Origin of the sequence: Catenovulum agarivorans DS-2 (genome assembly GCF_000568405.1) — a bacterium.
Taxonomy (GTDB): domain Bacteria; phylum Pseudomonadota; class Gammaproteobacteria; order Enterobacterales; family Alteromonadaceae; genus Catenovulum; species Catenovulum agarivorans_A.
The window spans coordinates 34,799-55,046 of record NZ_ARZY01000031.1 but is presented as its reverse complement, the minus strand read 5'-3'; the positions used below and the strand labels follow the sequence as shown (position 1 = coordinate 55,046).

The 20,248-nt window shown below is 41.4% G+C and carries 24 protein-coding genes and 1 tRNA gene; 8 read left to right on the top strand and 17 right to left on the bottom strand.

Translation table 11 applies throughout. From position 1 onward, the window contains the following. Nucleotides 1-94 precede the first annotated feature (94 nt). The 5 genes from DS2_RS14770 to mads1 form a co-directional block, all read right to left on the bottom strand. Nucleotides 95-1,798: a site-specific DNA-methyltransferase gene (locus DS2_RS14770; RefSeq protein WP_035015594.1), complete on the bottom strand. Its 1,704-nt coding sequence runs from the start codon at nt 1,796-1,798 to the stop codon at nt 95-97. A gap of 57 nt (nt 1,799-1,855) precedes the next feature. Next, nucleotides 1,856-3,691, bottom strand: coding sequence for an AIPR family protein (locus DS2_RS14765; RefSeq protein ID WP_051479911.1), 1,836 nt, complete (start codon nt 3,689-3,691; stop codon nt 1,856-1,858). A gap of 17 nt (nt 3,692-3,708) precedes the next feature. Next, complete coding sequence (locus DS2_RS14760) at nt 3,709-4,638, bottom strand: Abi family protein (protein ID WP_035015593.1); 930 nt, start codon at nt 4,636-4,638, stop codon at nt 3,709-3,711. A gap of 157 nt (nt 4,639-4,795) precedes the next feature. After that, a complete protein-coding gene (locus DS2_RS14755) occupies nt 4,796-7,690 on the bottom strand; it encodes an SNF2-related protein (RefSeq protein WP_035015592.1) in 2,895 nt (964 codons plus the stop codon). Further along, a complete protein-coding gene (gene mads1 / locus DS2_RS14750) occupies nt 7,677-7,877 on the bottom strand; it encodes a methylation-associated defense system helix-turn-helix domain-containing protein MAD1 (protein WP_035015591.1) in 201 nt (66 codons plus the stop codon). Before mads1 ends, DS2_RS14755 begins: the two co-directional genes overlap by 14 nt. A gap of 221 nt (nt 7,878-8,098) precedes the next feature. Here mads1 and DS2_RS14745 point away from each other — a divergent pair, with 221 nt between their 5' ends. Continuing rightward, nucleotides 8,099-8,422, top strand: coding sequence for a hypothetical protein (locus tag DS2_RS14745; RefSeq protein WP_035015590.1), 324 nt, complete (start codon nt 8,099-8,101; stop codon nt 8,420-8,422). 106 nt (nt 8,423-8,528) lie between these two features. Here the strand turns inward: DS2_RS14745 and DS2_RS14740 are convergent, their stop codons facing one another. Continuing rightward, the gene (locus DS2_RS14740; protein WP_051479910.1) at nt 8,529-8,786 is read right to left on the bottom strand and encodes a helix-turn-helix transcriptional regulator; all 258 of its coding nucleotides are present in this window, start codon (nt 8,784-8,786) and stop codon (nt 8,529-8,531) included. A gap of 58 nt (nt 8,787-8,844) precedes the next feature. Further along, nucleotides 8,845-9,027, bottom strand: a complete 183-nt coding sequence (locus DS2_RS14735) for a helix-turn-helix transcriptional regulator (RefSeq protein ID WP_035015589.1) — start codon at nt 9,025-9,027, stop codon at nt 8,845-8,847. 146 nt (nt 9,028-9,173) lie between these two features. Between DS2_RS14735 and radC the strand changes: the two genes are divergently transcribed. The 4 genes from radC (at nt 9,174) to DS2_RS20000 (ending at nt 11,387) form a co-directional block, all read left to right on the top strand. Beyond that, nucleotides 9,174-9,650 (top strand): RadC family protein, encoded by a 477-nt coding sequence (radC, locus tag DS2_RS14730; RefSeq protein WP_035015588.1) that lies wholly within the window; start codon nt 9,174-9,176, stop codon nt 9,648-9,650. A gap of 10 nt (nt 9,651-9,660) precedes the next feature. Continuing rightward, nucleotides 9,661-10,080: a DUF2787 family protein gene (locus tag DS2_RS14725; protein ID WP_035015587.1), complete on the top strand. Its 420-nt coding sequence runs from the start codon at nt 9,661-9,663 to the stop codon at nt 10,078-10,080. A gap of 129 nt (nt 10,081-10,209) precedes the next feature. Then, nucleotides 10,210-10,770, top strand: a complete 561-nt coding sequence (locus tag DS2_RS14720) for a tyrosine-type recombinase/integrase (RefSeq protein WP_035015586.1) — start codon at nt 10,210-10,212, stop codon at nt 10,768-10,770. Nucleotides 10,771-10,949: 179 nt separating this feature from the next. Next, nucleotides 10,950-11,387, top strand: a complete 438-nt coding sequence (locus tag DS2_RS20000; protein ID WP_051479909.1) for a response regulator transcription factor — start codon at nt 10,950-10,952, stop codon at nt 11,385-11,387. Nucleotides 11,388-11,497: 110 nt separating this feature from the next. On the opposite strand, the gene DS2_RS14710 is transcribed toward DS2_RS20000, so the two are convergent. The 7 genes from DS2_RS14710 to DS2_RS14680 all read right to left on the bottom strand — a co-directional run bounded on the left by DS2_RS14710 (nt 11,498) and on the right by DS2_RS14680 (nt 14,712). Beyond that, the gene (locus DS2_RS14710; RefSeq protein WP_200870155.1) at nt 11,498-11,812 is read right to left on the bottom strand and encodes an addiction module antidote protein; all 315 of its coding nucleotides are present in this window, start codon (nt 11,810-11,812) and stop codon (nt 11,498-11,500) included. Continuing rightward, nucleotides 11,813-12,112 carry a type II toxin-antitoxin system RelE/ParE family toxin gene (locus DS2_RS14705; RefSeq protein WP_035015585.1) on the bottom strand — a complete coding sequence of 100 codons (300 nt, stop codon included), beginning with the start codon at nt 12,110-12,112 and terminating at the stop codon, nt 11,813-11,815. It lies immediately after the preceding gene. A 132-nt stretch (nt 12,113-12,244) separates the two neighbouring features. Further along, entirely contained in the window at nt 12,245-12,661 is a 417-nt protein-coding gene (locus DS2_RS14700) for a DUF6088 family protein (RefSeq protein WP_035015584.1), read from the bottom strand. Between the two features lie 311 nt (nt 12,662-12,972). Then, complete coding sequence (locus DS2_RS14695) at nt 12,973-13,374, bottom strand: helix-turn-helix domain-containing protein (protein ID WP_035015583.1); 402 nt, start codon at nt 13,372-13,374, stop codon at nt 12,973-12,975. Further along, complete coding sequence (locus DS2_RS14690) at nt 13,371-13,691, bottom strand: macro domain-containing protein (RefSeq protein WP_051479908.1); 321 nt, start codon at nt 13,689-13,691, stop codon at nt 13,371-13,373. Before DS2_RS14690 ends, DS2_RS14695 begins: the two co-directional genes overlap by 4 nt. Before the next feature lie 79 nt (nt 13,692-13,770). Further along, the gene (locus DS2_RS14685; RefSeq protein ID WP_152537618.1) at nt 13,771-14,340 is read right to left on the bottom strand and encodes a DUF6933 domain-containing protein; all 570 of its coding nucleotides are present in this window, start codon (nt 14,338-14,340) and stop codon (nt 13,771-13,773) included. A 144-nt stretch (nt 14,341-14,484) separates the two neighbouring features. Further along, entirely contained in the window at nt 14,485-14,712 is a 228-nt protein-coding gene (locus tag DS2_RS14680) for a hypothetical protein (RefSeq protein WP_035015581.1), read from the bottom strand. Between the two features lie 68 nt (nt 14,713-14,780). Here DS2_RS14680 and DS2_RS14675 point away from each other — a divergent pair, with 68 nt between their 5' ends. Beyond that, nucleotides 14,781-16,262, top strand: coding sequence for a flagellin (locus DS2_RS14675; protein WP_035015580.1), 1,482 nt, complete (start codon nt 14,781-14,783; stop codon nt 16,260-16,262). A 26-nt stretch (nt 16,263-16,288) separates the two neighbouring features. Here the strand turns inward: DS2_RS14675 and DS2_RS14670 are convergent, their stop codons facing one another. Next, complete coding sequence (locus DS2_RS14670; RefSeq protein WP_035015579.1) at nt 16,289-16,963, bottom strand: inovirus Gp2 family protein; 675 nt, start codon at nt 16,961-16,963, stop codon at nt 16,289-16,291. 192 nt (nt 16,964-17,155) lie between these two features. After that, on the bottom strand, nt 17,156-18,538 hold the full coding sequence (locus tag DS2_RS14665; protein ID WP_035015578.1) for a hypothetical protein: 1,383 nt from the start codon (nt 18,536-18,538) through the stop codon (nt 17,156-17,158). A gap of 157 nt (nt 18,539-18,695) precedes the next feature. Here DS2_RS14665 and DS2_RS14660 point away from each other — a divergent pair, with 157 nt between their 5' ends. After that, entirely contained in the window at nt 18,696-19,091 is a 396-nt protein-coding gene (locus DS2_RS14660) for a hypothetical protein (RefSeq protein WP_035015577.1), read from the top strand. Nucleotides 19,092-19,318: 227 nt separating this feature from the next. Here DS2_RS14660 and DS2_RS14655 read toward each other — a convergent pair. Continuing rightward, nucleotides 19,319-19,405: transfer RNA gene (locus DS2_RS14655), tRNA-Leu, on the bottom strand. A gap of 201 nt (nt 19,406-19,606) precedes the next feature. Between DS2_RS14655 and DS2_RS14650 the strand changes: the two genes are divergently transcribed. Further along, on the top strand, nt 19,607-20,122 hold the full coding sequence (locus tag DS2_RS14650) for an RDD family protein (RefSeq protein WP_035015576.1): 516 nt from the start codon (nt 19,607-19,609) through the stop codon (nt 20,120-20,122). Nucleotides 20,123-20,248: the final 126 nt, after the last annotated feature.

Below are 20,248 nucleotides of genomic sequence, written 5' to 3'. Positions count from 1 at the left end.
AACTTACCCGGCCGATAACGTTGTTAATGGCACGTAATTGCTCGGGTTTTAAGCTTGATAAATCCATGGTCATTATAATTATCCTTATTAACCGTTAATCTTGCACTGCATCGTCATCGACAGACGCATCGTCTGTTAAATTAGCCACATTTAACGAATAATCGTCCTGACCAAATTGGCACTTATCTAAAATGGCTTTTGGCAGTTTTTTCAAGGTTAAATTGGCAAAGCGGCCTGCTTCGCAGCGAAATGCGCCACACATCACCAATAGGGTTCGATCACTGCCCACATCTTCTGACAGTGCTTCTAACTTTTCAACAGACAGGCTTTGTGTGGTCACGTAAATATGGTCAGTCTCAGTTGAGTAGCCATGATCCCACCAATCCACTTCTGATGGCGCATAGGTAAAGCCTTCTAGCTTGCAAACGGCTTCAGCAAGCATTTCTGGGTTGTATTCTTTGTTGATCACTTCCAAGCCGAACTTATCTTTAACAATTAATGACGGCGCAAGTTTGTAATAACGGAAACCGCCTCCGCCTTGCCAGTTTACAGCTTTAGAAATGCCGCCTTGATCGTTACCATCAATCACTTTTTGTAAGCGCGGGATAATATGGGTATGACAATGTTCACCTAGCTCGACCGAGATCCAACGTCTTTTCATCTTGTGAGCTACAGCAGCAGTAGTTCCCGAACCACCGAATGAATCAAAGACTAAATCGCCTTCTCGCGTACACATTTCGAAAATCCGCTTCAAAAGCGCTTCGGGTTTTTTTCCATTTTTGAAACTAACGCCACCTTCATTTGCTATTCCATTCCAACTAATGTCGGTCCAAACATCAGTTATTAGTTCAGCAGGTTGCATCTCACCGTCAATTTCCAAAAGCCTATTGGAGTAAAAGACCATTTGCCTACCATTTGCGATATAAAAGCCTTCGACATCCTCATTTGGATGTACATAAACCTTATCCCTATCTGTCTTTGACTTCTCGATAGTTTCTTTTCTCTTTATTTTAGCACCACCACCAATTGCAACGGATTGAAATACACGTTCTGCATTATCAATTGCGAATTGTGCTAATTCATCATCAAATGTATCAGGCAGTTTTTTCTTGGCTTCTTTTGTATCTTTATAGCCATTGGCCTTTGCAAACGCATCGGCAATACCGCACCACGTCCAACTTTTATAATGGTCATCCGGGTTTAATAGATATTTGTTATATCCCGTATCATATCCTTTAGGTATATAGATTTTGTTAAGCGGTTTCTGGGTGCGATCTTTTGCGTATACAAGCAAAAAGTTTACTGTGGAGAAAACTGTGGCTCCTGTTGCCTTAAAGCCCGAAGGGTCATTTGTGGTCATCGATATGGTATTTAACTGATTTGCACGACCAAAAATCTCGTCCATCAAAACTTTTAAATAAGCCATTTCGCAGTCATCTAAGTGAACGAATATTACTCCATCATCACTTAGTAGATTACGAATTATTTCTAACCTATCCCTCATTAAGCCCAGCCAAATGGAATGCTCCAGACCATCATCATAGTGCTCAAAAGCACTTCCGGTATTGAATGGTGGGTCTATGTAAACACACTTCACTTTGCCCGCATATTCTTGCTCTAACGCCTTCAACGCTAACAGGTTATCGCCAAAAATCAGCTTATTATCAAAAATGTCGTTGTCCGTGACTTTTTGGCTGGCGTGATAAGACTTGCTCGGGTCTTCTAACAAAATGCGCGGCTCTAACTTTTTGCGCTCGTTTTTGCCTATCCAGGTCAGTTCTAATTTGGTTTTGCTCATCATTTCTGTGCTCTTATATTGTGTTCGTTACTTGGCGTCTTTGTCCCACCGCAATAGCTAGGCTGGCTGTGCTTGCCGATTGGCCGCTTGAGCGTTTTGCCCTTGTCGGCGTTGTGCTTGCTCGGCTAAGTAACTAAATAAATTCTGGTTATGTGGGTCGTTAGCCTGAAGGCGTTCTTGTTTTGCAACAACTGCCGGACTTTCTGCCAAGTTTAAATGGCTGATCCACACCGTTTGCATTAAACGTGCGGTATCGCCCAAGCGCTTAAAATACGCGTGTGGCGCACTGCCCAATGCTAATGCCGTAAAACTATCAAAAAATTGCTGTCGCAGTTCATCAAAGGTGCGGCTGATTAAGCCTTCAAATTCAGCTTGCTCGGTAATTTCTGGGGCAGTAATAGCGCCTTTAAACTGCGCCATTACTAGCGTAGTTATGCAGTAGGTAAAATGGCGATAGACCAGTTTTTCTGGGCTTGGGTTACTGCGCTCTGCGGCAGTGCATAAGCCTTGTATCGCCAAATAGCAGTTCACCGCGTTAATGGCGACGGCACCTTGTAAATCTGCACTAAAAATGGCTTGGTATTCGGTACTTTCTTGGTTAGTAAATTTGCCAGGCTCTGCCTTTAGCTGATAAGGCACACGTACATCACCTTGCATACAGGCCAATGCCTTTGCCAATGTGTCGATAGTAATGCTACGAATACCCACTGCTGCGATTTGTTGTGGGCGGTAGAGATATTCCACACCAAACATTTTCATCTCTTGGCGCAAGCGTTCTTGGGTATCGTCCAGTGCGGCAAAGTTGGCTAAATCTACTGGGTTTTGCAGGTTACGCGCTTTGGTTACTTGTTTGTGGAATGCATCGTTACCCGTGTTGATAATCGTCACCATCACTTGGGCTTGGCTGATATCGGCATCTGGATTTTCACGCATAAACTGCGCAGCACTAGCGATGGTTTGCGCACCGTTAACGACGGATAGGCCTAGTACCTGAATGTTTCGTGGGCCACCTTTGTTCTGCAGGCGCTTGGGTTCTACATGGTTTCCCACCATTGTGATTCCATTGTTTAAAAAGAAAAAATCTTGCGGGTTAGCCAGTAGTGTTTGCTTGATTGCGCTGTTGACCCCACGACGCCCAGCACCAATGAAATAGCGAATATTTTTCTCGTAAAGTGCTTTGCCATGCTTATTGTGTAAACTGACTAGATCATTCACTTTGACTACACCAAATACAGCATTTCTGGGCTCATTGGTCGTTGTGCATTTATAAACAGCTACTTTTTCATTTACTTCGGAGATAGCTTGCTCTGCACGCAAAGCTTCTTCAACATCCTGTGCTGAAAACTCTTCAACCTGCACTTTTAATTGCGCTTCACCGCGCTCAACTAATGCAGCAAGCTTGCGTTGCATTTCGTTGTTTGCTGTACCCGCTATACCACTCCCAGTGTATGCAATCAGCACTTGTATGCTATTGCACTCATCTAGCGCGTTTTCTATATAGTCACGGCGATTATTGAAGTTTTGGTTGAAGGCTTGAAAGTTCTTATCTAACAATAACTCAACCCCTGTCATCAGGGACTGCGCTTCAGGCAGGAGAAATTGCTCACGTGATTTAAACTTTGATTGCACAATAAATAAGATGCGTGTGTTTTCATCAAAGTAAATTGCATCTATGCCTTGATCGTTGTAGTCGTCTAACACTGACTGTGCCGCTAATTTTGCATCAATGCCAAAATGTGTTTGCAGTACATAAGCGCTGAACGCACGTGCAATTTGTTTTTCAGGTAAGTCTTCTCGTCCACCTTGCCCAAGCAATGGCGGTAAATGCGGCACAAACCGCTGCTGAAGCAGTTCTTTTAAGGGTGCAAGAAATTGTGGTTGTAATGCTGCCAAGTGAGTTGTCCTTATTTTTATTGCCAAATTGGCCGCGCTTGCCAGTCGGCTGGAAAGCCCATGCGGCTATTGTCTATTTGGTGATGGTTAATCAATTGGGTGAGTCGTTGCTTCCAGTGATGTTCACCACTGATCACATCCATGAGGTAGCCCAGCATCACCAAGGTGTTATAAATTTTTCGTAAACGCCGGTCACTATCGGGCAGGTTTTGCAAGCTTTGGATCAGTGCCGATTCACCATGGCGTGGTAGTACGGTGGTTTTGATAAAATCACGGTTCCATAGCCTAGAATGATGGGCGCTTAAATTGCGTACTAGCGACAAATGTTCACAGAAGGAGGTCAGGGTTTTTTCATCTAGGCCGTAGCTTTTACTTATTACTTGGCGGTCGGCACGCAGCTTGATATTGCTGTACCAACGGGAAAGTTGCCCCATGGTTAACAGCTCAACACAGGCCCAAATAGGCGGTAGTGGCTCTTGGTATTTTTGCGTAAGGTGTTTAATAAACTCTTCGCGACTGCGCTTTACCTCACCCGTGAGTTTGCCAAGGCTGCTGGCGTATTCTAATAAGTCACCAAAAAGCTCTGGTTTTAAATGAGGGTGCGCCGTTTGGTATTTTTGGCTCAACTGATACGCAATTTGTGTGCGCAATGACACCTCAAAACGCTCGATGGCATCTAGCACTAACAAACGTAGTTCACGATCGAACACATATAGGTTTAGGATTTGTTCAAACTGGGTGCCTGCGATAAACGCATGACTGGCGTGATCTTGCTCATAGGGCAAACAATAAGCCGCAAAACGATAGTAGTTGAGCTGTGCCAGATAAAACTCGGCTTTGGGGACATCACTGATCACTAGGCCACGTTGTTGCAACAAGCGTACTTGATCGCTAAAGCTTGTAGGGGGCTTGGTAAAGGCGACTTTAGGGGCTGTTTTGCGGCTCATTTGACCTCCCATGTAACAGAAGATCGAATTTTGCGGGCCCCAGAAACGAGTAACCCCTCACAGGGCGCTGATCTGACGGGTAGCGGGAGGGGTGTTGTTGCAGTGATCATAGCCCCAAACTGAAAAAAGTCAATGCTGGCGTTGAAATTGATTGTCATCATTGAACCGTCCACCCAATGGTAAATAGGGTCTCTTGGCTGGTTTTTTTATTCAGTTTGCCTTCTAAGCTTTCAATCAGCTGTTCGCGCTTTTCGTCCACTTCATCTTGTTTATCAAACAGTTCACGGCGGCTTTTATTGCGCTGACTTTCTAACTGGCGCTGCTGTTTTTGCAGGGCAAGTTTCTCTTCCAGGGTTGGGGCTATTTTGGCTTCGCGGCGTACTTGCTTGATTTGCTTATCAAGCTCTTTTATAGATTGTTCAAGCCCTTCTTTTAAGTCGTCTGCCCAAGAATCTAACTTGTTTACCTCTTGCTCGAAGAAGCTGAGATTACGATCGTTAACTTGCTTTTCGATGCCTAGTCTCGACTGCTGTAACGCATGCTGCAGCGCATTTTGATAGCCAGGATATAAGGCGGCAAGTTCTTGCTCACTTACTTCACTTTGCACACAGGCATTAAGCTGCATCAGCTTTTGCACGACTTCACTTGGTAGCAGGTTGCCATGGTCGTCTTGCGCGGCGAACAGTAAATGGTCTTCGCTACGTTCTAATGATTCGACACTGAATTTTTGTAGGCTTAGTACACCTGACGAACCAACTAAGGGTTCTAGCATACTGATTTTTGTTTGGTGGTTGCTGTAATCAAAAATTACGCTAGCAGTAGGCAATTCACGTTGAAGCGCGTTGCTGATCACCCATTCACCAAGCGGGTGGGTGATACGATACACATGGGCATTGGCTAGTTTACCGGTTTCAATACTGCCGCTTTGCTGTCCTCGGCGTACAAGTTGGTAGATACCAGCAGGAGCCTGATTTATGTTCTGATTAAGCGTAAAACTATGATTGCTTGGGTCGATATCTGCGATAGCTGCAAGCTCATGCGTACTGAGTTGCCAAAACCAACGACCTACTTTATCGAGGCGTTGCTGCGCGGCATCAAGCTGAATTTTCAGCAAGTCATGAATATCTTCATCGAAATTTTCCAGCAGCAGTTGCTGGGTCTCGCGCATTTTTTGGTTGATGTCGGCTTCTAGCTCTTTTTGCAATTGATCAAAAGCTGCTTCTATTTCCGCCGGTTGCCGACAAGTCTCGTATATATTTTGGATGCGTTTTTCAAAATCAATACCAGATTCAATGCTGCCTAGCACATCGTCCGATGCACCAAACACGCCATCGAACAGATGGAATTTTTCAGTCAGTAACTCTAAAACACGCTGATCGGCTTTGTTGGCTTCGTTGAGGAAGTTGATCACCACAACATCAAATTGCTGTCCATAGCGGTGACAACGGCCAATACGTTGCTCTACCCGTTGTGGGTTCCATGGTAAGTCATAGTTAATCAGTAACGAACAGAACTGTAAGTTAACCCCTTCTGCAGCCGCTTCGGTTGCGATCATAACTTCGGCATGATGGCGGAAGTAATCAATTAGGGCAGTACGGCGGTCAATTTGCGGTGAACCACTCACCTTATCACTACCTTGGTTTTCAGCTAACCACTGCTGATAAACTTTGGTTGCTTCTGGATGGTTATTGCTGCCACTAAAGGTGACTAATTTATCAGCAAAGCCATTAGCCTCGAGGAAACGAGCTAGGTATTCTTGCGTGCGCTTCGATTCGGTAAAAATAATGACTTTACGTGGCGCCCCCATTTCCTCCATTTTGGCAAACCCTTGATTAAGCGCCGTTAGCAAGGCTTGGGTTTTACTGTCGGTGGTAATGGATTTAGCCTGCTCGATATAATGCTCAAGCTCGGCTATTTCAGCATTGAGTAACTCAAAGTCAATATCACTCTCAGGGGTATTGCTTTGTGTTTCTTCTACATACTCGCTGTACTCTTCTCCTAAATCATCACTCTCAACAAGCTCACCGATAATATCGAGATCCGATTTAGCCTGTACTTTCAAGTCAACCAATCGGCGCTTTATGGTTTCGAGTGTGTTAAGCACTGCGTGCGAACTAGATGCTAATAGCTTTCTCAGTATAAGGCCGGTTAAATGACGTTGGCTCTTTGGTAGTGCATAGCTCTCGTCCTTTTCCAGTAAGGCACTAATACCTTCGTAAAGCGCCATTTCAGCACTAGAGGGTGTAAACGGTACGGTGAGTGTTTGACGTTGGGTATAGCGGACGTATTCGAGTACATCTTTTCGCAAGGTTCGCTGAATAAACCCGGTAAGTCGTTTCTTTAGATGCCCTAGTGCACTTTCGTTATTGACAAAGTGTTGTTTGAAGCTTCGCTCATCGCCGAAGATTTGATCGTCGATGATGGTTGAAAGTCCATACAATTCCATAAGCGAATTTTGTAAGGGCGTTGCAGTAAGTAATAGCTTTTTACTGCCATCTAATGCTCGGCGTAGCGTTTGACCCATTTTGTTGCTGCTACGGTGCGCATTACGTAGTTTGTGCGCTTCGTCGATGACGACTATATCCCATGGCTCCAGCATTAGCTGTGTTTCCATTCGCGCAGCATAGTGATAGGACATAATAGAAACGCAGTGATTCGCTAGCGGGTTAGTTTGACCATTGTTAACACTATTGCGCCACGTTTTTGCATCAAGCACTTGCGTCGGTAAGTTAAACTTATCGCCCAATTCCTGTGCCCACTGGCGTCGAAGTGACGCTGGGCAGATGATTAATATGCGGCGTTTACGCTCTGCCCAATACTGTGACAGTACTAAGCCTGCTTCAATGGTTTTCCCTAAGCCCACTTCATCAGCGAGTACAACACCTTTACTTAACGGATTGTTGAGCGCAAAAAGTGCCGCATGGATTTGGTGCGGATTGAGGTCAACACTGGCATCAAAAAGGGATTGAGATAATTTATCAACGCCATTTTCAGCGTGGCGAATGGTCAATTCCTGCGCAAAGTATTTTGCTTGATAATCAGTTATTACCATCCAACCCCCCTTTTCCTTGAGCTGCTTGCGTACTGATCCATTCTTCGAGATCGGATTGTTTAAAGCGCCAAGCATTTCCAACTTTAAAAGCAGGAATTTTATGTGCCGCTGCTAGCCGGTAAACAGTTCTCTCATTTACCTTCAAATACTCAGCTACTTCTTTAATAGTCAGAACGGTATCAGTCATTTTCACTCGGCCACTTTGAAAAGTGCGTCAATTACATAGCCAATATGACAAACTAGTACAATTGAATGCAGAACTCAACATATTATTTGCGCAAAAAGTTTTGTGACGCATTTAGCTAATTACCCCCATTAATTTAATAACCAAACTCCAACAAAACCCAAACCTACATTACCTCTTTGCTATCAACCCGATAGTAAATTTTTATTAAAGAGGTAATCACTATGTTTGAATGTCCAAAATGTAAATCAAAAAATACTGTTGAATTAAATTATGCCAAGCGTGTTGCCGGTGGTATTTGTATGGCGTCTAGTTTTGTTGCTAGCTTGCGCACAGCCTTTACGGGTGCGCAGGTTGGCATGCGGGTGGGTTTTATTGCAGGGCCTGTTGGTGTGCCAACAGGTGCAGTTATTGGCGCTATTGCTGGAGGTTTAGCTGGTTATAAACTGGGGGCTAAGTTTGGTGAGGTAATAGACCAAAACATACTGGATAATTGCCAGTGTTTAGCTTGTGGTTACAAGTTCAGTTGTACTGAAAACAAAAACTAAAACTGTCATGTGTGTATCCAACCATGCAAGCGCAAGCCTGCATGGTTGGATACACTTAAGCTCACAGCGTTAAAGCCTGTGATGCCTATCTATTTATTCGTGTAATTTAGTTGAGCTTAAAACCTGGTGATAACCTTGGTGTTTGCGATTGGTTGTAATTTGCTTGAGTATTACTTTTGTCACGCTCTTCTATGCGCTCTAATACCCAGTTTTGCACTTCGTCTTGTGGCCACGCGACTGAGCGTTGAGTGAGTTGCACTTGTTTCGGAAATTTGTTTTCTGATATCAGCACATAGAGTGTTGAACGGCCTAATCCTGTTGTGTGTAAAACTTCTGTTAGTTTCATTAATCTATTGATAACCATGGTTAAGTCCTCATTAATTGCTTCAATAGACATGATGTATGTGTGAAATTTTTTCGATTTATTTTCGTGCGGCTATACGCTGTTGAATCCATTCTTCTACTTCTGATTCTACCCAAGCTACATTTCTGATGCCTAGGTCAACTGGTTTTGGAAATTGTCCATTCTTCACATATTCGTATAAAGTTGAGCGCCCTAGGCCAGTTACATTGAGTACGGTTTTTAACTTAATTAATCTAGTCATTGAATTACTCCTACTGTTCGTTTCATTCAATAAGCAGTGCCCGTATTCTGTTACACGGCATTGGATTTATTTGGACGTTAAATCCAACAAAATTCAAACCTATATTACCTTTGTGCATAAATATTTTAATCACCCTGGAGGCCATTATGCACAGCACTAAAACCACAGATTACTTAACTAGTTTGAAAGACGAAGACAAGGCAATTTTGAATCAGGCGGCATCTATTCTTGAAGCGCGCTATGTACGAGAACAAGCGTTTTATAACGTAGATGCGACTAAAGCTTATTTGTCGTGCAAGCTTAATCAGCACGACAGTGAGGTATTTTCAGTATTAATGTTGGATAACCAGCACAGGCTCATTCAGTACAAAGAGCTGTTTTATGGCACCATCGACGGTGCTTCAGTTTACCCGCGTGAGGTGGTTAAGTTGGTTCTGCAATACAATGCGGCGGCAGTAATTTTTGCGCACAACCATCCATCTGGCGTGCCCGACCCATCTCACTCAGACAAACAAATTACTGAGCGTTTAAAACAAGCTTTAGCACTGATAGATGTAAGAGTGCTTGACCATATCATTGTTGGTGAATCGACCTATTCGTTTGCCGAAGCCGGTTTGATATAGGAGATACCATATGAGTTTATTATTCAGCCCAACACAAGGTTTTGAGTTACCAGCAAGGTTTAAAACCGTGATTAATAAATGTGTAGCGAGTAGCGCACAACTTTCCGAAGCAACCCAAGCAATCACGCTTAACTTTAGGGACCCAAACTATAGTGCCGAACAAGGTGGATACCACCCGCTAGAAGTGCGATTAGAAAAACGCGCTAGCGGTTGGAAGTTTATTTACATTACAGATTTTTGTTACCTTGATTTTTACCAACCCGAACTGGTGAAAGAGGTGGATATTTGTTTTGCCAGCAAAACTGTGCGTGTGATGGATAGAGCAATCAACGACTTTTTTGCAGGGCAATACATTCGTGACTTTATCCGCAATTTTTTAAGCTACCACCAGCTTGGTGTGTTTGAAGTTGAAGTAAGTTGTGAAAATTAGCAGTTCTATTCTAGCTTCCCGTATTGGTAAAACGGGAAGATTGCATCCCCCGTCCCATGGGGCCTTCGGTATTTGAAAGCGCCCTTGGTTCCCTTTTTACCCTTTATAGAAAAAATGAGGAAGTTAACCATGTGTGAAGTCCATGCAATTAAAGATGCAGACACCATTCGTTTAATTAGCCACCTGCTCTCTATTCGCGTCAGTAAACAAATGTCAGACGTGTGGAACATTGGTATTAATTTAGCGCTACGCATATCCGATTTATTATCCATTCAGTTTTCCGACATTCAGGGAGACAGGTTAATTCTACGCGAAAGTAAAACCGGTAAAGTTGCCAATATCCAACTAAATGCCAAGGCGCAAATATTAATTAACGACATTAAGCTCCGCCATCCTAACCATGTTTACCTATTTCAGTCGTATCGTAGTCGACAAACCAAATACCGTAAACCTAAGCCATTAACGCGGCGCGCTGTTTGCGATGCATTTAGGCTGGTAGGTGAAGAGCTCAACCTCAATTTAGGTACTCACTCAATGCGCAAAACCCGTGGTTATATGTTGTACCAAAAAACCCAAGATTTAGGCCGGGTGATGAAAATGCTTAGGCATAGTCAGGAGTCTGCGACTTTACGTTATATCGGTATAACGCAAGATGAAATAGATTGTGACTTTAAAGAGCTTGAGTTATAGAAAGCCATTTTGTTTATTTAATCAACAAAACTAAGCAAATAACTTAGCCTTATAAGCAATTTGACTATCCCTTCTTGTATACAATATTAGTTAGAGTATCATCCTCGTCAGCCCCCTGTTTGTGAACAAGGATGTTGTGCGGCTTTTATAGGGACTTAAACCAGTTGTATAGGTGTGCCATGAAATATTACTTAGTCTATAAAGGGCATGATTTGCCACTGAAAAACACAACCGCCTTGGATTTTCCGAGTGATATTGAAACGCTTGAGATTAAAGAAGCTGAACTATTAAAATCTGTTTTCCAACGTATGGGGTTTATATTTGAGTTAGTCGAAGTGGATTCGAATATATCTACGCCAATCAAACAGACTGACAGAAAATTAGTCGAAGACTTTGGTGGCTTAACCAACCGAGAAATTGAGGTTTGTCGGCTGATTTGTTTTGGCATCCACCCAAAACATATCGCTAGTACATTAGATATGATGCCAAAAACTGTATCGGTGCACAGATCTAACATTTATCGCAAAATTGGCGTTAGCTCACCAATAGCATTATTAAGGCAGGCGCTAAAAGCGGGATTTGTGAAAGCGGCCGAGTTAGTGGAGTTTGAAGGCTGAAAGTTAATTAACTTTCAGCCACACTTACTTTGAATATCCAGCTGTATATCAGCTACCGGAGGAGATTCTAATTCAACTATTAGAGCTAGTATCCAAGTAGAATGATCGCTCTACGCAATACTGCCATGGCTTACGGCACGCAAGTCAATATTAATTGCTTTGAGCACTTTAAAAATAGTTTCCGCCTGCGGTTTAGCTCCAGCTCTAAAGCTTTTATATAAGCTTTCACGCCCTAAACCAGTTTGTTGAGCAATTTGCGACATACCACGCGCTTTAGCAATATAACCAATGGCACGAATCAATTCGTCCGTATCCCCCTCTTCCAATACCATAGTCAAATATTCAGCAATATCGTCATCGGTTCTCAACTGCTCAGACAAATCAAACTCTGGCAAACTACTTACATTAATTTTTTGAGTCATCATCTAATCCCCAAGGCTTTCCGCTCTTTTCAGAGCAATTTCAATATCTTTAGTCTGGCTCGATTTATCACCACCGCCCAGCATAATTACAATATACTCGCCCCTAATCACATAATACATACGCCAACCTGGGCCGAAAAATTCGCGCATTTCCCAAACATCATCACCAACAGGCTTAACATCGCCCAATAACCCTCGGCCTGCTTTGTCTAATCGGCGAGCTAAACGCAGCCGAGTTTTACTGTCTTTTATATCGTTCAGCCAGTCGTTAAACTCGTCCAGTCTCTTAACAATGTATTCCATATACCAAAATATTTACGTTGCATCATCTATAACTATAACAAAGTGTATCCACAAAGATACACCAAGGCAAATATTTTAGTGTTCTTTTTATTTAAAATGGCAGCAACGAATCTGGTTAGGATTAAATATTACTCAATCGACTTCAGGCATGTCAGTATTGACACACTGCTTGCCTACAGTAATTTTACGAGTGAAGCGAGGATCTTTTGGGGTGATTTTAACGCTTGCTGGAATTTGTGTGCTTTGACCTGTTAAGTTCATGTTTGATAGATCATCAAATTTATAATCGACACCTAATCGCTCCATGGCTTCAATCAATACGCCATCTGCGCCACCATCATTATCAGGCATCAACTTTCCGGTAATTCGATTTTTTCTAGCTCGAACATACAAGCCATAACCAATCTTCATCAGTAAGCCATCAAGAGCAAGCTTTCTCAGCACCCGGCCCACTTGATCATAACCAGCAATGTCCTCAAAATCAGAACGCAGGAAAACAGAACGCTTCGAGCGCTTAACTCTCATTTGAATTCTGCTTTGAATAGTCATCAATAGCCCCTATGTTCACCGTATAAAATGTACGCAAAAATACGACATACATCAACACCCAAAATACGACATCAAATCACTTGAAATGTTGCGACGCAAAGAAAAACATCAATAAAAATTAATTCAATAAACGAAGTGTAAAAATCACATCAACTAAATCTTTGTCAGCAGATAAAAGTGGCCATTCGAACTAAAAAATCAGAGATGAGTTAAGGCCGCGTTATTCAGTGGGGTCTGTATTAGCCAGATACATCACAGCACAAATTAAAGAGCCGACAAAAATGTTGGGGCTCAATAAGCAATTTTTAATATCAAACCGCAATTTCCCAATGCTCATGAATCTCTTCTAGTAAAATATCTTTAGCTGCGTCTTGCGCTTCTGCATCAGACAATAAATCTAGAAAATAACTCACTGGATTGTTTTTATCCAAGCTTTCCATGTATAGAGATCGTAGTGCAGCATCAGTCGTTCTAGGAATTTCTGATTGACCTTTTTCGTAGCGGGCAATAGTTTGCTCTGAAACCCCAAAACGGCTACCAAGTAATTTTTGCGAAGCATTCAATTCAACTCGTAAAAATTTAAACTCTTCACCGGTTAATGGCATTCTACTATCAACATTCACAGCAGCTATAGTTTTATGCAAACCATTGATGTCACCTATACTGCTATATTCTTCACCGTCAATTTCTTCAACAGTAAATCCATTTTTCAAAGCCGCTTAACTTCCTGCTTTAAAGCTTCTAATCCAGATGTAATATAACCAATTTGGGATGGCGATTTCCAATGTGCTTTAGTTGGAAAGTTAATAATATAATGCGGGGGATTAATACTGTTTAGTTCGACAGACAATACCTGCCCAGTTGTTAGCAATTTTTCATCACAAGCTTTTTTGTACACTTTAAAATTATCTGGAAATGCTTTTTTGAATTGTAAAGCTAAGCCCTTTCCCATTACGCCAACCGTATTCACAGCATTAACGATAGCTTGGGTTTGCTCGTGCAATATATTACCTTGTTTGTAATGAATCATATCTCCCCACCTGCGAATAACTATTACACAATTTTATTAGTTCAGCCTTGTGAGTAAATTGGGCATATTGAGTTTGAGCTTAGTTTTGGAACAAACTGGCATTGCTAGTTAAAAGCTGCAACATGGCTTTATCTGGCCAGACACAGTCTTTTTGCCCTTTAACTGTACAAGGTCGTTTTGCCAACCAAACTGAAAGTTTATATGCCGAACAATCCATTATATTTAAATCGTCAAACCAAATGAAATGCTCAAGATCACCTTTCATTTGATTCATTGTGCCTTGTACTGAGCGATCAAACGCTTTTGCAATACTAACTGGTGCTAACAAATCTTGCGCAGCTTGCATCTGCTCTTCATCTGCGCCCAATTTCAACAATGTATTCATGAGCGCGTCAGCGAAATGGTAATCCAACACTGCAAAATCTTTTTTGGTCAAGCCAATCAATAATAGTGGGAAGCGAGTTTGGTTGTGTACCATTAAAATACAGTTTCGCCGTTGGATTGTTAATAAATTGGCATGCCAGCCCGATAAAGGATTATTTAATATTTTTTCCGTCAAACTTTCATTTAACGCAATCCCTTCGGGCAATAAGCCTTGGCTCACTGGCAGCTTAGCAATTAACTTTTGAGTGCAGAATAATTCAATCATCAGGTAGCCTAAATTAAATCTTTCTGCGAGTGTACATCGTTTGTTATAAAGAACAACCGCCAAGGTTGCGTGCTTCTAAAATGCGCTATGAGTGGCGGTTGTGGTAAGGATACTTAGCTAAATTTAGGTAGCATCAATATCTCGCTACACGCGTTTTTGCTTTACCGCCTCCAAAGCCATTTTCGATTGCTTTAACTTTTGTTGGACTGTTTCAAGATCTGCTTTTAACCCAGCCATTTTTTCTGCTTTTGCATTGGGTACACATACATTGCGTTTATGCGCTATCGCTTCTTTAACCGACATCCCTTGTTCTTGGATGGCGCGACTGTAAGCAATATACCTAGCCAAATAGGCATATGGATTATCTAACACTCATTTATAAATCCGATAACAAGTGTGCAAGGTGTCGTAACACTGGAAAGGGTTTAAGGAAATTATCGGTGAGTCTGTCCATTCAAAATCAAACAAGTGTCATTAATTTGAATAACCAACTACGTGGACACAACACGGAGTTGGATAAGGCGTTTGAACGTTTATCTTCAGGTTTTCGAATTAATCGTGCTGCAGATGATGCAGCGGGTATGCAAATTTCCGACAGAATGACGTCACAAATTGGTGGATTAAACCAGAGCATTAGAAACAGCAGTGATGGTATATCAGCCACTCAAGTAGCCGATGGCGCATTATCTGAAACCGCTAGCCTCATTCAACGAATGCGACAATTAGCCGTGCAATCTGGTAATGGCATTTATTCTGATGCAGACAAACACGCGCTCAATACTGAATTTCAGCAGCTTAAAGCCGAATTAGAGCGGGTGGCGCAAACAACCGAATTCAACGGCGAGCCCATGCTAACCGGTGAATATGTTGGGCGCTTTTTAGTAGATGCCAATGCTGGTAACAATATTGAAGTGTCTGACTTAGATGCACGTTCAAGCCAGCTAGGTGCTTATGAGTGGGAAAGTCGTAGAACATATCAATCTTCCGGTGGTTACAACTCATATACATGGAATACCAACTTAACTAAAGCACTAGATTCACAGGCGCTAAACTTAAACGGCGTTGAATTTTCAGGTCCATACAATACTGCTCAGGAGTTTTTTGATGAGATCAATAATGCTGATTTCCCAGTTAATAATTCTCCAGTTAAAGTGGAACGAATCGATAATTACAGCACCGTTGTACATTCTTATTTTGATCCATCTATGCAACCTACCACCTTTAAAGTGAATGACATTAATGTCGCAATCAATATACCTACTTATGACCCAGCCATACATTATGACCCTGCAAACCCATCAGTAACCAGTGAAAATGGTTATTATGTTTCTGAAGCTTTAGGCCAAATAAGATCCGCTTTAAGTGGTTCTGGTGTTCATGTGTCAGGTATTTTTCACCCATCAAATCCAAACTCTACCGGTATTACGTTTGTTGCTTCAAATGGGGTTAAATTGGATGATATGGCGAATGCGTTTCCCGGTACCGATGATGGACTTTATATCCCAAGGTTCAGACTCACGTCATTTGGCGAAAAACTTTCAAACCTAGATGTGTTGCCTGAAAATATTCCAGAGCTAGGCTTATACGCTGTAGATAAAATCAAAGCCACAATAGACGTACTCGATATTAATACTCAAGATGGATATGAGCAGGCCATTCGCATACTGGATATTGCACAGTACCAGGTGAACAATCAACGCAGCAGTATGGGCGCAACAGGCAATAGATTTGAATCTGCCATCAGAAACTTATCTAACGTTGCTGAGAATGTGACTAACGCCAAAAGTCGCATTCATGATGCAGATTATGCTGCGGAAACGGCAAGCCTTGTAAAACACCAAATTCTCAAACAATCCGCCGAAACCTTGCTAATACAGGCACAGCAGCAACCGAATATTGCACTGTCACTACTTGCCTCATAACCTGCAGCACATCTAATGGCGACACCTTACCCTCGGCTACTACCAAAGAAGTGCTCGCCTTTCTCGGCATGCTTTGAATCCACTTTGGCTAAATAAGCGGCTCTTTGAAAAAAATCACATATTTTCGGGCTCTTCTGAGCAAGGTCTGACTGCGTAAGCCAATACACTGCTTTAACCGGCATATGTACGATTGTTGGATTTGGTGACAGTATCCCAATTGCACTCGCCCATGCTTCGACTACCATATTGAACAACCCACGCTCACCACTTTGCATATCGATACTGCCTACAGTGTGGAACCTGTCTTTATTCACAAATAACACAAGGTGGTAATGTGGGTGCAATGAGCTCACCTTTTCTTTGCACCATATATATCTCAATCGACATGGGTGTACTCTGGTATTGTTTCTTCTGCGTTGCATTTCATCGGCAGTCAACTTAGCATTCAATGATTCAAAAAAGCGGGTAATTATGCTGGAGCCGGTATACGCTGGCGCACAATAATCATCCCTATGGTAGCTGGGTATGTGTAAATCTAATCTAACGGCCATAGTACGAGGATGTTCTCTTAATGCACACTGAATTGTTTTATCAATTTTATCCAAGTGATTGGTGTAGTATGGACCCCCACCTTTAGGAAGAGGAAAACCGTTAAACTCTGTTACGTGTGATTCTGTTATTGCTCGATATTGTCTTGACATGATTTATATCCTAATTGGTTAAACACATATCAAGGTTGTTGCACGTATAGTTTTACTCAGTCTTTTTCAGTTAGTGAATTTCTATTCTATTTCTATAATACCAATCCGACATACTACTCATCTAACCGACCAAGGAGATAAAGGCTTTTTTGATTTAGCCGCCAAGACAGGCCTTGGTTTTTTAATTATTAGTCACTCCGATAAAGTTTGCTCAGAAGTCAGAGAAAACAAGATTGTTTCTTCACATTTGGTCTGGACACGCAAATCCGCTACACTCATAAAATATTCTATGTGCTGAATTCGAGGCCACAGCTTCGCATCAGGAATTGCTAAAGGTTTATTGTTAGTTTGCTTATCACCTTTTTTGGTATTGGCCAATTCTGCATCCTTGTCACTACCACCATTGCTTGAATCTGCGTCTTTATTGGGCTTGCTATCATCCCCAGCTGAATCACAATCTTTGGAGGGAATTATATTCTCTAAAACATTTGCGCGGACCATGTCCACCCACCCATTATGTTTTAACAAATGATGCAAACAACACAGCGCTAGCAAATATTGAAATGGTCTAATAGTTTCAGAACCAAACACTCTCTGTAAGACGCAATCAAATACCCCCTTAGCTAATTCAGTCTTAGGTTTGATTTTATCAAAAGCTCTAACATACTCTTGTAAAATTACCGTGTTTAATTTCGCAACAGTCGATAGTATAGGACGGAGCTCACTTGTGCTATAAGCAAAATCAGTTGGCTCTTTGCAGTCTAGTTTAAACCCATCACCAAAAAGTTTATGAGATTTTTTATCCATTAAAGTGTTTACCATTTCCTCATAGGAAGCGCCTTCAGGAGACGCCCACTTATTTTCATGCATTAAGCCTAGTGCGGACATCAAGTTCAAGTAAGAAAATGAGTTCCTGCATTGAAAAACGCGACTGTTTTTAATGCCAAACACATCGCTTTGCAATAAATACGTGGAAGCCACTAACCCCAAACTTTTTGAAGATCCACCCGCAATAAGACATCGAATAAACCCTTTCCTAATCAAACGATTTACCAAAGGCCGAATTGATCCAATTTTACATCCCAATAATAATGCGAGGTATTTATTTGGGATGTCGCGAACAACAAAGTAGTTGCTAGAAAGCACATATAAAATAGCCAGCAAAACTCTTTCATTTTTGTTTAATGGATATTTCTTTGCTTTGTGGCTATACGGAAAATCACTTACCAACAAATCTTGTAGAATAGTTATGTGAGCATGGCTATCCCAATCACCACTGCAATAATGCTGTGCTTTATCGGAAGAGCCTATTCTATTCAGCAACTCTTTGGGTTGGGAGAAATGATTCACACAGCCAACCAGTTTATAAAATGCGCTTTGGCTCGCCGTAGTTTCAAGTTTAATTTTTTTTAATATGCTAGCAAGCGCATCTCGCTGAATAGAATATCTGCACGACAGCTCCCGAATAGAATTGCAATCCTCATCTGATTCTATATTCAGAGAAACAACTTTAATCAAATTTAATTTTTCGTTTGCATTCAAACTTTCATCTAATAGAATATTTGAAACTTTCATATACCCCCCAGAAGTTTTAATTTAAACCCCCGTATATAACTTTCCAGTCTATAATGATAGATAATGATTTATAATCAAACATAACACCAGATAATATTTATTGAATGACATCAAACATAATTATAACATAAGGAAAACAATCAAGAACGTTATATTAATGTATAAGAAAAATCCGACAATTAAACGCCTCGAAACTTGGTTGGAAGATGCAACTCAAGAGCAACAGCAATTTATTATAAATTTTTTAAGCTATAATCAAATTGACTTAGGTGCGAAAAGTCCCTACATAAACGAAGCTCTATTACAATATGTAAACAAGGCCATTGTAGGGGGTGGAGAAGAATGGGTTAAAAACCTACTAACCACAATGAAAAGTGAGTGGCGCATAGAAAAATTTAAAAATAATAAGCAAAGCATCAATATTTCTCTAGACCAGTCTACTTACAGTAATTTGATAGAACTATGCCGAAATGCAAAAATCCCAAATAGCACCTACTCAATGGTCATATCAGAACTTGTAAACACAGCACACAAAAGAATCAAAAAGAAGTAAGTATTGTTGTGTATGCGGGTGGTGTAGGATCAACTCTGTTCAAACAAAACAAGGGTATTTAGCAGGGTATGTCCCCAAAAACGCCGAAGGTCTATTAAAGCTAGAGCACCTTAAAATGACCAACTATGAGAATAGATTAAAGAAAACCAATTGGTGGGTATATTGGGGGGCAACCAAAAGAGCATCAAGGATAAATATTTGAAAAATAACAGAAAAATTTAAAATTATGGTGCCTAGGGACGGACTCGAACCGTCACGGGTTTAACCCCGGCGGATTTTGAATCCGCTGCGTCTACCAATTTCGCCACCCAGGCACTTAGGGGGAAACTCTTAAAGAGTGACGCGCATTATACAAAGCCAATGTATTCAAGCAAGTATTTTTTTGAAATTGATGGTTTAAGTGCTTAAATAACCACCAACAGAGCGTCAGGCGCTGACAAAACAATAATTATCTAGCCACTAATCAAACTTAGTAGGTACAATAGCGACGTAATTTAGTAGCCAAAAAAGAGATTATGTCAGAACAAACAAGTGTAAATCCTCAACCACTCATAAAACGCGCTGGACTGATTCGTCGCATCGGAGCTTGGGTTTATGATGGACTCATTATTATCGCAATAATGTTGTTAGCATCATCTGTTGGTTTAGCCGTGATTAACGGTCTAAAATCAGCAGGATTGATTGAGCTTGGCATTCATGGAGACATTTCTGAATACGCCCGCAACAATCTAATTTATCAAGTTTATTTAGCGTGCTGTTTTATCGGCTTTTACGTTTGGTTTTGGCGTCGCGGTGGCCAAACCGCAGGAATGAAAACGTGGCGACTGCAGCTGCGCAGTTTAAATGGTAAACAACTCACTCATGCACAATGTTTAATTCGTTTAGCATGTTCATTTGGTGGTTTAAGCAACCTTTGGGTGATTTTTCCTTGGAGCGGTAAGCGCGCACTGCATGATATAATATCCAAAACCGAAGTAGTGGTGCTTTCAAAAGATCAAAACAAACACGTGAATTGGAAAGGTTATATGTAGCCTTTCCAAATATAAAACAATTCTGTGAATAACCAGTGGAAAAGGTTTGAATAATTTCTGGATAATTAAGGGACAATACCAATACTGTGGATAGGTTTGTGAATAATCAGTTGAATTATTTAGGAT